14 protein-coding genes are annotated in these 13,889 nt (G+C 64.3%); 10 read left to right on the top strand and 4 right to left on the bottom strand.

Going from position 1 to position 13,889, the window contains the following annotated elements:
• The first annotated feature begins 110 nt into the window (after positions 1-110).
• The 5 genes from ABIC09_RS21960 (at position 111) to ABIC09_RS21980 (ending at position 5,949) form a co-directional block, all read left to right on the top strand.
• The gene (locus ABIC09_RS21960; RefSeq protein ID WP_354031626.1) at positions 111-1,859 is read left to right on the top strand and encodes a type I secretion system permease/ATPase; all 1,749 of its coding nucleotides are present in this window, start codon (positions 111-113) and stop codon (positions 1,857-1,859) included.
• Positions 1,856-3,190 (top strand): HlyD family type I secretion periplasmic adaptor subunit, encoded by a 1,335-nt coding sequence (locus ABIC09_RS21965; protein WP_354031627.1) that lies wholly within the window; start codon positions 1,856-1,858, stop codon positions 3,188-3,190. Before ABIC09_RS21960 ends, ABIC09_RS21965 begins: the two co-directional genes overlap by 4 nt.
• A gap of 157 nt (positions 3,191-3,347) precedes the next feature.
• Positions 3,348-4,817: an AMP nucleosidase gene (locus ABIC09_RS21970; RefSeq protein ID WP_354031628.1), complete on the top strand. Its 1,470-nt coding sequence runs from the start codon at positions 3,348-3,350 to the stop codon at positions 4,815-4,817.
• A 155-nt stretch (positions 4,818-4,972) separates the two neighbouring features.
• Complete coding sequence (locus tag ABIC09_RS21975) at positions 4,973-5,587, top strand: tetratricopeptide repeat protein (protein ID WP_354110522.1); 615 nt, start codon at positions 4,973-4,975, stop codon at positions 5,585-5,587.
• Between the two features lie 86 nt (positions 5,588-5,673).
• The gene (locus ABIC09_RS21980; RefSeq protein WP_354110523.1) at positions 5,674-5,949 is read left to right on the top strand and encodes a DUF1488 family protein; all 276 of its coding nucleotides are present in this window, start codon (positions 5,674-5,676) and stop codon (positions 5,947-5,949) included.
• A gap of 165 nt (positions 5,950-6,114) precedes the next feature.
• Here the strand turns inward: ABIC09_RS21980 and ABIC09_RS21985 are convergent, their stop codons facing one another.
• The gene (locus tag ABIC09_RS21985; RefSeq protein ID WP_148755011.1) at positions 6,115-6,597 is read right to left on the bottom strand and encodes a CinA family protein; all 483 of its coding nucleotides are present in this window, start codon (positions 6,595-6,597) and stop codon (positions 6,115-6,117) included.
• A gap of 170 nt (positions 6,598-6,767) precedes the next feature.
• Here ABIC09_RS21985 and ABIC09_RS21990 point away from each other — a divergent pair, with 170 nt between their 5' ends.
• From ABIC09_RS21990 to ABIC09_RS22000, 3 genes are read left to right on the top strand one after another with little or no spacing between them, the layout of a single operon-like run.
• On the top strand, positions 6,768-7,826 hold the full coding sequence (locus ABIC09_RS21990) for an amidohydrolase family protein (protein ID WP_148755013.1): 1,059 nt from the start codon (positions 6,768-6,770) through the stop codon (positions 7,824-7,826).
• Between the two features lie 25 nt (positions 7,827-7,851).
• Complete coding sequence (locus tag ABIC09_RS21995) at positions 7,852-8,961, top strand: amidohydrolase family protein (RefSeq protein WP_148755014.1); 1,110 nt, start codon at positions 7,852-7,854, stop codon at positions 8,959-8,961.
• The gene (locus tag ABIC09_RS22000; RefSeq protein WP_148755016.1) at positions 8,961-9,374 is read left to right on the top strand and encodes a Rieske (2Fe-2S) protein; all 414 of its coding nucleotides are present in this window, start codon (positions 8,961-8,963) and stop codon (positions 9,372-9,374) included. The genes ABIC09_RS21995 and ABIC09_RS22000 overlap by 1 nt, the downstream gene beginning before the upstream one ends.
• A 114-nt stretch (positions 9,375-9,488) precedes the next feature.
• On the opposite strand, the gene ABIC09_RS22005 is transcribed toward ABIC09_RS22000, so the two are convergent.
• On the bottom strand, positions 9,489-10,820 hold the full coding sequence (locus tag ABIC09_RS22005) for an MFS transporter (RefSeq protein ID WP_354110524.1): 1,332 nt from the start codon (positions 10,818-10,820) through the stop codon (positions 9,489-9,491).
• 145 nt (positions 10,821-10,965) lie between these two features.
• On the bottom strand, positions 10,966-11,865 hold the full coding sequence (locus ABIC09_RS22010; RefSeq protein ID WP_354110525.1) for a transcriptional regulator GcvA: 900 nt from the start codon (positions 11,863-11,865) through the stop codon (positions 10,966-10,968).
• 110 nt (positions 11,866-11,975) lie between these two features.
• On the opposite strand from ABIC09_RS22010, the gene ABIC09_RS22015 reads away from it, so the two are divergent.
• Both ABIC09_RS22015 and ABIC09_RS22020 read left to right on the top strand, forming a co-directional pair.
• Entirely contained in the window at positions 11,976-12,179 is a 204-nt protein-coding gene (locus ABIC09_RS22015; protein ID WP_148755021.1) for a DUF1127 domain-containing protein, read from the top strand.
• Positions 12,180-12,248: 69 nt separating this feature from the next.
• Positions 12,249-12,872 (top strand): GNAT family N-acetyltransferase, encoded by a 624-nt coding sequence (locus tag ABIC09_RS22020; RefSeq protein WP_354031631.1) that lies wholly within the window; start codon positions 12,249-12,251, stop codon positions 12,870-12,872.
• Positions 12,873-12,957: 85 nt separating this feature from the next.
• Here ABIC09_RS22020 and ABIC09_RS22025 read toward each other — a convergent pair whose 3' ends face one another.
• Positions 12,958-13,788: an enoyl-CoA hydratase gene (locus ABIC09_RS22025; protein ID WP_354110526.1), complete on the bottom strand. Its 831-nt coding sequence runs from the start codon at positions 13,786-13,788 to the stop codon at positions 12,958-12,960.
• Positions 13,789-13,889 lie beyond the last annotated feature (101 nt).

Genomic DNA, 13,889 nt, shown 5'->3' on the forward strand with positions numbered 1-13,889 from the left:
TGCGGGGAGAACCCGATATTAATCCGGGGCGCGTACGCCTCGATTTGTTTTTGTAATCAGGGCTCTGGAAATCAGGGGGTTTGCCCCATTACCCGAAAGAGATCAGATTGATGGCAGCCGTTCCCGGCCTCCGCCGTTCAGAGCTCGGTGACGCGCTGCGTGCCTGCCGCACGGCGTTCATCGGCGTCGGTTTCATGAGCTGCATGATCAACCTGCTCTATCTGACCGGGTCGATCTTCATGCTGGAGGTCTACGACCGGGTGCTGCCGAGCCGCAGCATTCCAACCCTCGTCGGCCTGATCGTACTCGCCGGCGGTCTCTATATGGCGCAGGGCGTGCTCGACATGATCCGCAGCCGCATCCTGGGACGGGTCGGAACCGCGCTCGACGAGGCCCTGAACAAACGCGTGTTCGACACCATCGTACGCCTGCCGCTGCTGGTGGGCAGCCGCAACGAGGGGCTGCAGCCGCTGCGCGACCTCGACAATGTCCGCTCGTTCCTCGGCGGCATGGGCCCGAGCGCGTTCTTCGACCTGCCCTGGCTGCCGCTCTATCTCGCCATCTGCTTCGCCTTCCACGTCATGATCGGCGTGACCGCCTTGGTCGGCGCCATCATCCTGGTCGGGCTGACGCTGGTCACCGAGTTCCTGTCCCGCCAGCCGGCGAAGGATGCGATGGGCCTTGCCGCCCAGCGCAACGATCTCGCCCAGTCGAGCCGCCGCAATGCCGAGGTGCTGGTGTCGATGGGCATGGCCGGCCGGCTGAACGCGCGCTGGAGCGAGGCCAACGAAAAATACCTCGCCGGCAATCAGCGTGCGAGCGACGTCGCCGGCGGCCTGGGCGCCGTCGCAAAAGTGCTGCGCATGATGCTGCAATCGGCGGTGCTCGCGGTCGGCGCCTATCTCGTCATCCATCAGGAGGCGACCGCCGGCATCATCATTGCGGGCTCGATCCTCTCGGCCCGCGCGCTGGCGCCGGTCGATCTCGCGATCGCGCATTGGAAATCCTTCGTCGCAGCACGCCAGAGTTGGCACCGCCTCAGCCGCCTCCTGGAACAGATGCCGGCGCAGGCGACGCCGACCCAGTTGCAGGCACCCACCAGCCGCCTCTCGGTCGAAGGCGTGGCGATGGTTGCTCCAGGCGACCAGCGCCTTATCGTCCAGGACGTCAATTTTGTGCTCGAAGCCGGCAACGGCCTCGGCGTGATCGGGCCGAGCGGCTCCGGCAAATCCTCGCTGATCCGCGCACTCGTCGGCGTCTGGTATCCGGTCCGCGGCAAGGTCCGGCTTGACGGCGCGGCGCTCGACCAATGGTCGTCCGACGTGCTCGGCCGTCACATCGGCTATCTGCCGCAGGACGTCGAGCTGTTCGGCGGCACCATCGCGCAGAACATCGGCCGTTTTGATCCGGAGGCGACGTCCGACGGCATCATCTCCGCGGCCAAGGAAGCCGGCGTGCACGAGATGATCATCAAGATGCGCGAGGGCTACAATACGCAAGTCGGCGAGCAGGGCACGTCGCTGTCCGCAGGCCAGGCGCAGCGCGTGGCGCTGGCGCGCGCGCTCTACGGCAATCCGTTCCTGATCGTGCTGGACGAGCCGAACTCCAATCTCGACACCGAAGGCGACGAGGCGCTGACCCGCGCGATCCGCAGCGCGCGCGAGCGCGGCGCCATCGTCATCGTGGTGGCGCACCGGCCCATCGGCGTCGAGGCGGTCGACCAGGTCCTGGTGCTTCGCGACGGCCGCATGCAGGCCTTCGGTCCGAAGGAGAAAGTGCTCGCCCAGGTGCTCCAGCCCCGCGTCGCGCCACCGGCGCCGATCAAGATCGTCAGCGAAGGCGGAGTGGCCAAACCATGAGCACGATGACGGTCGGCGGGACAAAGCCCGCCGCGACCAGGACGGTGCGGGAGTCGATCCGGTTTCACCTGATCCTCGGAATCTCGATCGTGCTGGTCCTGGCCATCGGCCTCGGCGGTTGGGCCTCCATGGTGCAGATCTCCGGCGCGTTGATCGCGCCGGGCCAGATCGTGGTCGAATCCAACGTCAAGAAGGTGCAGCACCCGACCGGCGGCGTGGTCGGTGAGGTGCGCGCCCGCGACGGCGACGTGGTCAAGGCCGGCGACGTCGTGGTGCGGCTCGACGACACCGTCACCAAGGCCAACCTCGCCATCGTCACCAAGAATCTCGACGCCGCGCTGGCCCGTGCGGCACGGCTGCAGGCCGAGCAGCGCGGTCTCGACAAGATCGAATTCCCGCCATCGCTGCTCGATCGCGGCGACGATCCCGACGTCAAGGCGCTGCTCTCTGCCGAAACCAAGTTGTTCGACGTCCGTGTCAACGGCCGTGCCGGCCAGAAGGCCCAGCTCCGCGAGCGCATCCAGCAGCTCAACGAGGAGATTGAGGGTCTTTCCGCGCAGGAGAAAGCCAAGGACAAGGAGATCTCGCTGGTGCAGCAGGAGCTGATCGGCGTGCGCGATCTCTATGACAAGCACCTGGTGCAGATCTCGCGCCTGACCACGCTCGAGCGCGACTCGGCCCGCCTCAACGGCGAGCGCGCGCAGTACATCGCCTCACGGGCGCAGGCCAAGGGCAAGATCACCGAGACCGAGCTTCAGATCATCCAGGTCGACAAGGACATGGTGAGCGAGGTCTCCAAGGATCTGCGCGAGACCAACGACAAGAGCGGCGAGCTGATCGAGCGCAAGGTCGCGGCCGAAGACCAGCTCCGTCGTGTCGACATTCGCGCGCCGCAGGACGGCATGGTGCTGCAATCGACGGTGCACACCGTCGGCGGCGTCGTCACTGCCGGCGATGCGCTCATGCTGATCGTGCCGCAGGCCGACGACCTCCAGGTCGAGGCCAAGGTCAATCCGGTCGATATCGACAAGCTCCAGATCGGCCAGAAGACGCTGCTGCGCCTCTCCGCCTTCAACCAGCGCACCACGCCCGAGCTCACCGGCGTCGTCAGCCGCGTTTCGCCCGACGTCACCACCGACCAGCGCACCGGCCAGAGCTATTATACCATCCGCGTCTCGCTGTCGGCGGAAGAGGTCGCCAAGCTCGGCGACTCCAAGCTGATCCCCGGCATGCCGGTGGAAGCTTTCGTCCAGACCGGCGATCGCACCATGCTGTCGTACCTCTTGAAGCCGTTGCACGATCAGTTCATGCGGGCGTTCCGCGAGAAGTGACGCGCGAAAGCGCGTCATCCCGGAGCGCGCTTGGCGCGCATCCGGGATCTCATTTTCACGCAGCAATGATGATGGTGGGCACGCTTCGCTTTGCCCACCCTACGAGACTGCAATCTTGCTATAATGCGGCATGCGCCAAACAACCCCGCGTCGAACCATGCAGACCCCGCCCTCCATCACCACAAAATCCTTCACCGACGCCGGCCCTGCCGTCGCCCGTCTCGAAGAGATCTACGAGCGCAACACAAAGTTCCTGCGCGACCGGTTCGAAGCCTATGTCTCAGGCGAGGCGATCACGATGCGGGTGCGCGCCTATTATCCTTTCGTCCGCCTCACCACCGCGACGTATGCGCGGTTGGACTCGCGTCTCTCCTATGGCTTCGTCGCCAGACCCGGCGTGCACGAGACCAGCGTGACGCGGCCGGATCTGTTCCGCGCTTATCTCACGGAGCAGATCGGCCTCCTGATCCAGAACCACGGCGTTCCCGTCGAGATCGGCGAGTCCAATGAGCCGATCCCGATCCACTTCGCCTATCGCCGCGACATCAACATCGAAGCCGCCATCAGCACCAGCGAGAATTCGCCGGTTACGCGCTCGCTGCGCGATGCGTTCGACGTGCCTGATCTCGCCGCCATGGACGATTCGATCGCCGACGGCACGTTCGAGCTTCAGCCGGGTGCGCCCGAGCCGCTGTCGCTGTTCCGCGCTGCCCGCGTCGACTACTCGCTGCGCCGGCTCTATCACTACACCGGCACCGATCCCGAGCATTTCCAGAACTTTGTCATTTTCACCAACTACCAGTTCTATGTCGATGCCTTCGCGCAGATGTGTCAGCAGCGGCTTCAGTCCGGCGAGGCCGGGCTCGAAGCCTTTGTTGCGCCGGGCAACGTCATCACGCGTGCTGGCGGGGCGACCACCGGAGACGCGCCCACGCGCACGCCACAGATGCCGGCCTTCCATCTGGTCGCGCCCGATTATCGCGGCATCACCCTGATCAATATCGGCACCGGTCCGTCAAACGCGCGCAACGTCACCGATCACGTCGCGGTGCTGCGGCCGCATGCCTGGCTGATGCTCGGGCATTGCGCCGGTTTGCGCAACACCCAGCGGCTCGGCGACTACGTGCTGGCGCATGGCTATGTGCGCGAGGACCACGTGCTCGATCGCGAGCTGCCGCTGTGGGTGCCGATCCCGGCGCTGGCCGAGATGCAAGTCGCGCTGGAGCAGGCGGTCGAGGACGTCACCGGCCTGGAAGGTTTCGAGCTCAAGCGCCTGATGCGCACGGGCACGGTCGCCAGCGTCGACAACCGCAATTGGGAGATATCAGGGCCCGAGGTCATTCGCCGCATGTCGCAATCGCGCGCAGTCGCGCTCGACATGGAATCGGCCGCGATCGCGGCCAACGGCTACCGCTTCCGCGTGCCCTATGGCACGCTGCTCTGCGTCTCCGACAAGCCGCTGCATGGCGAGATCAAGCTCGCCGGCATGGCCAGCGAATTCTACCGCCGCCGCGTCGGCCAGCATCTTGAGATCGGCCTCAAGGCGCTGGAACGACTGAAGCAGCAGGAGTCGGAGCGCTTGCATTCGCGCAAGCTGCGCAGCTTTGCCGAAGTCGCGTTTCAGTAGAGCGCTTATCAGTAAAGCGCTTAGCTCTCCTGGAAGGACAGGGGAGCTGTCTTACGAGCGTCGACGTCTCCGTTAGCACTGCGCCACGGAATATCGAAGCCAACGCAGGGTTATCAATTGGTCCGGGGCCGCTTGGATCGAGACAGGAGACAGAAATGATCGGAACGATGATCAGGTTCGTTACTCTGGGAACGTTTGCGGCACTGCTGGCTTCCCCGGCGTATGCCGCAGGAGGTGGTGGAGGGGGCGGTGGCGGAGGCGGGGGCGGAGGCATGGATCCTTTTGCGAGCACCTATTCAGCTCCGAGCACAGCCCAACCGACCTATCCGAAGCGGCCGGGAACAAAGGCCACACAAAAGAACAGGAAACCCAACAACCAGTCCAGCATCGACGATCCCGCATTCGCGACCGGCTACCGCGTGGCTTATGACACCATCTACGAGCGCAATGACTATGCGAGCGCGATCGCGCAATTGAAATCGCTTGGCCATGACGACCATCCGAACGTCGCCAACCTCATCGGCTACTCCTACCGCAAGCTTGGCGACTACGAGCAGTCGCAGGTCTGGTACGAGCGCGCGCTGAAGGCGGATCCGAACCACGTCCTGACGTGGCAGTATTACGGGCTGTGGCAGCTCGAGCGAGGCAACCGCGAGCAGGCGCTCTATCATCTGAGCCGGATTGCAGCCATCTGCGGGACGGACTGCGAGGAGTACAAATCGTTGGCCACGGCGCTGGAGAAGCCGACCGGGACTGCGCTCGTCTATTAGAGAGCCGCGGTTCTTCTTGCGGCCAAGGTGACAAGCCGCCGGATTTTTTGCATTGTCCCGTTCGGGGGTGCGAACGGGACAATTGGATGCCGCTGGCGCGCGACAGGATCATCGGCCACGACCTCGAACGTCTGGCTTTCCGCTTCACCATGACGAATGACGGCGACGTCGTGCATTGCCAGATCAGCGATGCCGCGATGGACGAGCTTGCGGGCATGCAGGGTACCGAAAGCAGCGCCCGCCAGACGCAGTTCATGTCGCTGCGCGAGACGATCGAGCGGCTGGCCTCAGAGCTTTACGACGAGGCACCGCGATTCAAGGGCTATGTGGTGCGGATTTTTACGCGGCATTTGGGAAGGTGAGGTCGCTTACTCCGGTGTCATCGTCCGCGAAGGCGGGCGATCCAGTACTCCGAGACCGTCGTGATTGAATCGATGGGCCGCGGAGTACTGGATGCCCCGCCTTCGCGGGCATGACAGCGGTGCTTGTGGCGATACTGTTCAATTCTCACTCGCACGGCTAGGCAGCTATCCCTCCAGCTTCTTCAGCAACAACTTCAGCGCCGTCGCCGCGAACAGCTGCATGTTGGCGAACCGGTCGCTGCTGCCCGTCTCCAGCGTCATCACCTCAGCTGCCGGCCCCGCGACCGCCATGCAGCTATGGCCGGCAGCGTCGCCATAGCGGTTGCCGGTGGGGCCGGCTGCGCCGGTCTCGGACAGGCCCCAGTCGGAGCTGAAGCGGCCGCGCATCTGTTCGGCCAGAAGTTTCGCGTAGGGCTCCGAGGAGGAACGAAAGCCCTTCATTCCTTCGTCCGAAATATCCATCAGCACGCGCCTGGCGTCGCGAGTGTAGACCACTGCGCCGCCGAGGAAATAGGCAGAGGCGCCGGGCACCGCGAGCAGGCTCGCTGCGATCAGGCCGCCGGTCGAGGATTCCGCGACCGCAATGGTCTGCTTGCGCGCGATCAGTTTGCCTGCGACCTGTTCCGCAATGCCGACGAGCTCTTTCATCCCTATCATCCCTTATTCCTTCGCAACCGAGCCCAGCCTTCCTAGCATATGACAGAAGCCTTGGCCGAGTTGCGGGCGGAGGGCAGGCCTGCTTGAATGGCGGACAAGGCGAAGCGGCCAAGCGCCGCCCGCGACAGGACACGACGAGGAAACGTGAGAAGAGAGGCGTCATGGCGTCCCTGATCGCCGGCGGGGTGGATTGCGACGTGCATCCGGCCGTGCCGCATCTGACCAGCCTGCTGCCGTACCTGAACGACTATTGGCGCGATCAGGTGACGACGCGCGGCATGGTCGATCTCGTCTCGCAATCCTACCCGAAAAACTCGCCGATCGTGGCGCGGCCCGATTGGCGTCCCGAGAATGGCAAGCCGGGCGAAAGCCTGGAGGACATGCAGCGGCATGTGCTCGATCCGTTCCGGCTGACGTATGCCATCTGCAACCCGCTTTACGGCGTGCAGATGGTGTTCTCGGAAGATTTGCAGGCCGCGTTCTGCCGCGCGCTGAACGAATGGCTCGCGAAGGAATGGCTCGATCGCGATTCCCGGCTGCGCGGCTCGATCGTGATCCCGACACAAAGCGTCGAGAAGGCAGTCGCCGAGATCGAGCGCTGCGCGCAGGACAAGCGCTTCGTGCAGGTGCTGATGCTGGTGATGGGCGACACGCCGCTCGGCAAGCGCGCGCTGTGGCCGATCTATGAGGCGGCGGAACGACACGACCTTCCGGTCGGGATCCACGCCGGTTCCGCCTATCACAATCCGCCGACCGCGGTGGGGTGGGGTTCCTATCACATCGAGGATTATGTCGGTCAGGCCCAGGCGTTTCAGACCCAGCTCACCAGCCTGATCGTCGAGGGCGTTTTCGCCAAATATCCGCGGCTGAAGATGGTGATGCTGGAGTCCGGCGTCTCCTGGATCTCGCCCTTTCTCTGGCGCCTGCACAAGTTCTGGCGCGGGGTACGGATGGAGACGCCCTGGGTCGATCGTGCGCCGCTGGAAATTGTGCGCAGCAACATCCGCTTCTCGTTACAGCCATTTGATGCGCCGCCGGACGAAGCGACATTAATTCGCCTGTTTGAGCATATGCAGTCCGACGAATTGGTCCTATTCTCCACCGACTATCCGCACTGGCAGTTCGATGGCCTGGACGCGCTGCCTCAAGGTCTGTCCCCCGATCTCGTGCGCAAGATCATGATCGACAATCCGCATGCAACCTATCCCCGCCTGACGTGAGCCCGCTGCCAAAGGAGGCAAGGCGATGAATATCCAGTTCCGCGAGAGCCTAGAGGCCGCTTCCCCCCCGACGACGAAGACCGCGATAGCCGACTGCGACATCCATCCGGCGCGCGCGACCCGGACCGAGCTCTATCCCTATCTGGCCAAACGCTGGCAGCATCACCTCGAGATCTACGGCGTTCATGCCTATCAGGGCATGATGGAAGGCCCGCCCTATCCGAAGGCGCAGCCCAATGCCTCGCGCCGCGATGCCTATCCGCCGGAGGGCGGCCCGCAGGGCTCCTCGCTGTCTTTCATGCAGAAGCAACTGCTCGATCCCAACAACGTGCAACTCGGCGTGCTCAATCCGCTCAATACCGGGCAAGGCATCCGCAATCACGACCTCTCGGCTGCGCTCTGCTCGGCCATCAACGACTGGCAGATCGACAAATGGACCAGCAAGGACAAGCGGCTGAAGGCGTCGATCGTCGTCGGCAATGAGGATGGCCTGTCGGCCGCTGCCGAGATTCGCGAGCGCGCCGGTGACAAGAACTTTGTGCAGGTGCTGCTGCTCAGCCGCAATGTCGAGCCGCTCGGTCAGCGCCGATACTGGCCGATCTATCAGGCCGCGGAAGAGGCCGGCCTTCCTGTCGGCGTCCATGCCTTCGGCTTCGGCGGCAACCCGATCACGCCATCGGGCTGGCCGTCCTATTACATCGAGGAGATGGTGGGCCACTCGCAGTGCCAGCAATCGGCACTGGCCAGCCTCGTGCTGGAAGGCGTGTTCGAGCGCTTCCCGAAGCTAAAGATGGTGATGATCGAAGCCGGCTTTGGCTGGGCACCGTCACTCGCTTGGCGGCTCGATAAGGCGTGGCAGCGGCTGCGCAGCGAGGTGCCGCACGTAAAACGGCCGCCGTCGGAATATATCCGCGAGCAGGTGTGGTGGACCACGCAGCCGATGGAAGATCCGGAGCGGCGCGAGGATCTGCTCGACGTCATCAACTGGCTCGGTTGGGACCGGCTGCTGTTCGCGACCGACTATCCGCATTGGGATTATGACGAGCCGTCGCGTGTCTTACCGGCGGGCGTCAGCGACACCAACCGCGAGGCGTTCTATCTGGGCAATGCCCGGAAGCTCTACGGAATCAGTTGATGGCGAGGCATGTGATTGCCGCGGTCGATGAGCTTCCGCCGGGCACGCGAAAATTCCTGGAGATCGAGGGACGGCCGATCGCGGTCTTCAACGTCAAGGGCGAGTATTTCGGCCTGATGAACCGCTGCCCGCATCAGGGCGCGGCGCTGTGCGAGGGCCCGCTGATCGGGCTCGCGCAGTCCAGGGATCCCGGCGAGATCGAATATACGAAACTCGGCGAGATCATCCGCTGCCCCTGGCACGGCTGGGAGTTCGACATCCGCACCGGCCAATCCTATTGCGACCCCCGCCGCTTCCGCGCGAAGGCCTATCCGGCCCATGTCGAGCCCGGTGCGAGCGTGGTGAAGGGGCCGTATGTCGCCGAGACGATCACGGTGAAGGTCGAGAGCGATTACGTGGTGGTGGAGCTGTAGCCCCCACTGTCATTCCGGGGCGGTCCGTAGGACCGAGCCCGGAATCCATCGTGCGTCAGGAATGCTCGGAGAAATGGATTCCGGGCTCGCGCTACGCGCGCCCCGGAATGACCATCAATGACCCGCCACCGGCTCCGCCGCCGTATCATACGTCGTCACCGCCTGGCGGCCGCCGCGATAGACGATCGACGCGGCAATGATACCAAGCGCGGCCGCAAACATCAGCCAAAGACCGGGCGATGCCTTGTTGCCGGTGTAGTCGATCAGGAAGGTCGAGGCGAAGGGCGTGAAGGTACCGAACAGCGCGGCGGCGAGCGCGAAGGCGAGCGAGAAGCAGGTGGTGCGGACGTGTGCCGGCACGATCTCGACGAGAGCACCGAGCATGGTGCCGCTGTACATGCCGAAATAGAACGAGAACATCATCTCGACCGCGAGCAGCTTGCCGAAGGTCGGCGCCGCCACCAGCCAGCTCAGTGCCGGATAGGCGGTGAGCAGCGCCAGTGTGGCGATGCCGAGCAGCACCGGCTTGCGGCCGACCCGGTCGGACAGCGCGCCGCCGACCGGATTCCAGATGAAATTCGTGACTGCGACCAGCAGCGTGACCAGCAGCGCATCCTGCGACGACAGCTTCAGCACGGTCTTGCCGAAGGTCGGCGTGTACACGGTGACGAAGTAGAACGTCGTCGTGGTCAGGACCGCGATCATCATGCCGAGGATGACGATGCGCCAGTTGGCGAGCGCGGAGGCGAACACCTCGTTCGCCGTCGGATGCTTCTTCATGGCGAGGAAGGCGGGCGTTTCCTCCAGCGTGCGCCGCAGGAAGAAGATCAGCGGAATGATCATGCAACCGACGAAAAAGGGAATGCGCCAGCCCCAGGCTGCGACCGTGTCAGCCGGCATAACCTCGGAGAGGAGATAGCCGAGGATCGACGCCACGAAGATCGCAACCTGCTGGCTCGACGACTGGAACGAGGTGTAGAAGCCGCGGTTGCCGGGCGTGGAGATTTCCGCGAGGTAGACCGACACGCCGCCGAGCTCGACGCCGGCGGAGAAGCCCTGCAGCAGGCGTCCGACCAGGACGATCACAGGCGCTGCGATGCCGATCGTGGCGTAGCTCGGGCAGAATGCGATCACGACCGTGCCGATGGCCATGATAGCGAGCGTCACGATCAGGCCCTGACGGCGGCCGATGCGGTCGATGTAGGCGCCGAGCACGATCGCGCCAACCGGGCGCATCAGCGCGCCGAGCCAGAACACGCCAAAGGTGTTGAGCAGTGACGCGGTCTCGTTGGTGGAGGGGAAGAACGCCTTGCCGATCGCGGCGGCATAGAAGCCGAACAGGAAGAAGTCGAACTGTTCGAGGAAATTGCCGCTCGTTGCGCGCAGGATCGCGCCGATGCGCGATTTGATCTCGGGCGGATTGGTTGATGCTGCTGGTCCAGCCATTGACGTTACTCCCCTGGAAGACGTGGCCGGACCGGAACTCATTTTCACGGCAAGGCGACAGATCGTTGCTGTGACAATCTGTCTTACCCCATCTCGCGCGAGGCGTTGCGAGTCAACTGAATTTGCTGCGGAAGCTGATGATTTTTCAGGCTTTATTCTGCGTTGCAGCGATCATCCACTGGCGAAACGCGGCGAGCTTCGGCGCCTCGCGGCGGCCCTCCGGCGAGACCAGATAGAAGCCCGCGTCCGCCGGCAGCGCGATCTTGAAGGGGACCACGAGCCGGCCCTTGGCGATGTCGTCGCTGACATAGGAGGTCCGCCCCATCGCCACGCCGATGCCGTCGATCGCGGCCTGGATGGTCATGAAGATCATGTCGAAGGTGATGCCGGGCTGCCTGGCGATGTCGGCCGGCAGGCCCGCCGCCGTCAGCCACAGCCGCCAGTCGTCGCTGTTGGCGTTGGATGTGTGCAGCAGGGGATAACCCCGCAAATCCTCCGGCTGGCGCAGCGGCTTGTCGCCGCGCAGCAGCGAGGGGCTGCACACCGGGAACAGCTCGTCCGCCATCAGCCAGTCGGCGCGCAGGCCCGGCCATTGGCCGCGGCCATAACGGATTGCGGCGTCGACTTCGTCGCGCTGGAAATCGACGAGGCTGGTCGAGGTGGTGATGTGCACGTCGATGCCGGGATGTGCCTCCTGGAAATCGGTCAGCCGCGGCAGCAGCCATTTTGCCGCCAGCGAGGCCAGTGTCGAGACCGTCAGCACCTTGTCGTCGTCCTTGCGCAGCAGCCGGTCGGTCGCAAGCCGGAGGTCGTTGAAGGCGGCGCGGACGCCGGGCAGGTAGTCTCGCGCCTCCGGCGTCAGCGCCAGCGCGCGGTTCTGCCGGATGAACAGGCGGATGCCGAGCTCGTCCTCGAGCCGGCGGATCTGATGGCTGATCGCGGTCTGTGTCACGTTCAGCTCGCTTGCCGCCAGCGTGAAGCTGAGATGGCGCGCGGCGGCCTCAAACGCCCGCAATCCGTTCAGGGAGGGCAATCTGGCAGTCATTTGGCAGCATGATGCATGAGCTTATTTCATGCGAAGAGGTACAAATTGTCGTTTGTCGAAGCACGCGCGCAGGAGGATATTCGGTCAAAATTTAGCTCGAGGAGCTGAAAATGTCTACCTGCACTGACAATTCGATGACAAATCATCATGCGCCTGGGCTGCTCTACCAGATCGGCGAAACACTCCATGTCTGGCACGAGCGTTACCGGACCCGTCGCGAACTGAGCAACTGGACCGCCCGCGATCTCCACGACGTCGGCCTGTCCTGGAGCGATATCGCCTTTGAGGCTGAGAAACCCTTCTGGCGGGCCTGATAGGCCGCCAGGCCGGCGCCGCCTGATCACAGGGGCGCCGGCGGTCCCTCCTTCTCTAGGGCACGTGTCATGAGCACCCTCCGGCTTGAAGATCTGAAGCAATATTCGGACGTGCTGCGCACCCGGCAGGGCGACGCAATCAACGTGCGCTACGTCGAGCCGCGCGACACCGAGGAGCTCCAGCACTATTTCCGCTCGCTCTCGACCCGCTCCCGCTACAACCGCTTCTTCGGCGCGCTCAGCGAACTGCCGAAGGGGCTGCTGAATGACTTCCTTCAGGTCGGCGAGCGCGAACGATTTACCGTGGTCGCGACCAGGATGGTCGACGGCTTCGAGACCATCGTTGCCGAGGCGCGCTACGCCTTGCATGTCGAGACCTCGACGCTGGAGTTCGGCCTCTCGGTCGACGATCGCTGGCAGGGCCACGGCATTGCCACCGCGCTTCTGAAGAACCTCGAATGCCGCGCCGCCTCGCTTGGCGCCGAGCACATCTTCGGCGATACGCTGCGCTCCAACCAGACCATGATCTCGCTCGCGCGCAAATCCGGTTTCGCCTTCGTCAGTCATCCTGACGACTGGAAGTTGGTGCGTTTCGACAAGGAGATCCACGTCGCGCCGAAGGACATTCCCTGCGCCAGCTGGCGTCTCGCCGCACTTTCCCGTCAGGCCGATAGCCCCTCAGCCTCGGCCTGACACCACTCCGGGCCCGGCTCAAGTCAAATCTGAGCCGGGCTTTTTTTTGCCCCTCACGCAAAACGCGCCGCTGTGATTGAGGCGCCTACTTCCCCGTGAACACCGCCTTGCGCTTCTCGATGAACGCCTGCACCGCCTCCTTGTGATCGGCGGTCGTTGTGAGGCGGATCAGGCGCTCGGCCTCGTGATCGCGGGCGGTTTCGAAATCGAACAGCAGGGCCTCGTCGAGATTGTCCTTCATGTAGCGCAGCGCCAGCCGCGGACCTTCGGCGAGCGATTTTGCCAGGGCGAAGGCCTCGGCTTGCAGCTTGTCGTCAGGCACGACGCGGTTGACGAGGCCGATGGCCTCGGCGCGCGCCGCGTCGACGCGATCGCCGGTGAACAGCAGCTCGCGCGCCCGCGCGGTGCCGACCAGCCGCGTCAACAGCCAGGCGATGCCGTAATCGCCGGAGAGCGCGATGCGGGCATAGCCGGTGGCGACGAAGGCCGATTGTGCGGCGATGCGGATATCGCAGGCCATAGCGAGCGCAAGCCCGGCGCCGACGGCGGGGCCGGGAAGGGCGGCGATGGTCGGCTTGCGCACCGACATCAGCGCGCCGGTGAGCAGCCGCTGCCGCTCCTGGAGATCGGCGACGCGGTCCTCAAGCGACATTTCCAGCTTTTTGGGATCACGATGCGCGCCCATGCCCTTGACGTCGCCGCCGGCACAGAAGGCTTCGCCGGCGCCCGTAATGAGCAGCGCGCCGACATCGGGGTTCTCGCCGCAGGTCCGGATCATCGTGCGCAGCGCCGGCGTCAGCGTGTCCGACAGCGAGTTGCGCGCCTCCGGCCGGTTCAGCGTAATGACGGCGACGCGGTCGCGAATGACGCAGAGCAGTTCATTGGTGCCGGTGTCGACGGTGGTTTCCGTGGTCATGGTCGCTCCCTACTTTCGTCATTGCGAGGAGCGAAGCGACGAAGCGATCCAGTCTGTATCCGGAGAAACATCTCTGGATTGCTTCGCTTCGCTCGCAATGA

The organism is Bradyrhizobium sp. S3.12.5, assembly GCF_040548225.1.
GTDB classification, from domain to species: Bacteria; Pseudomonadota; Alphaproteobacteria; order Rhizobiales; family Xanthobacteraceae; genus Bradyrhizobium; species Bradyrhizobium cytisi.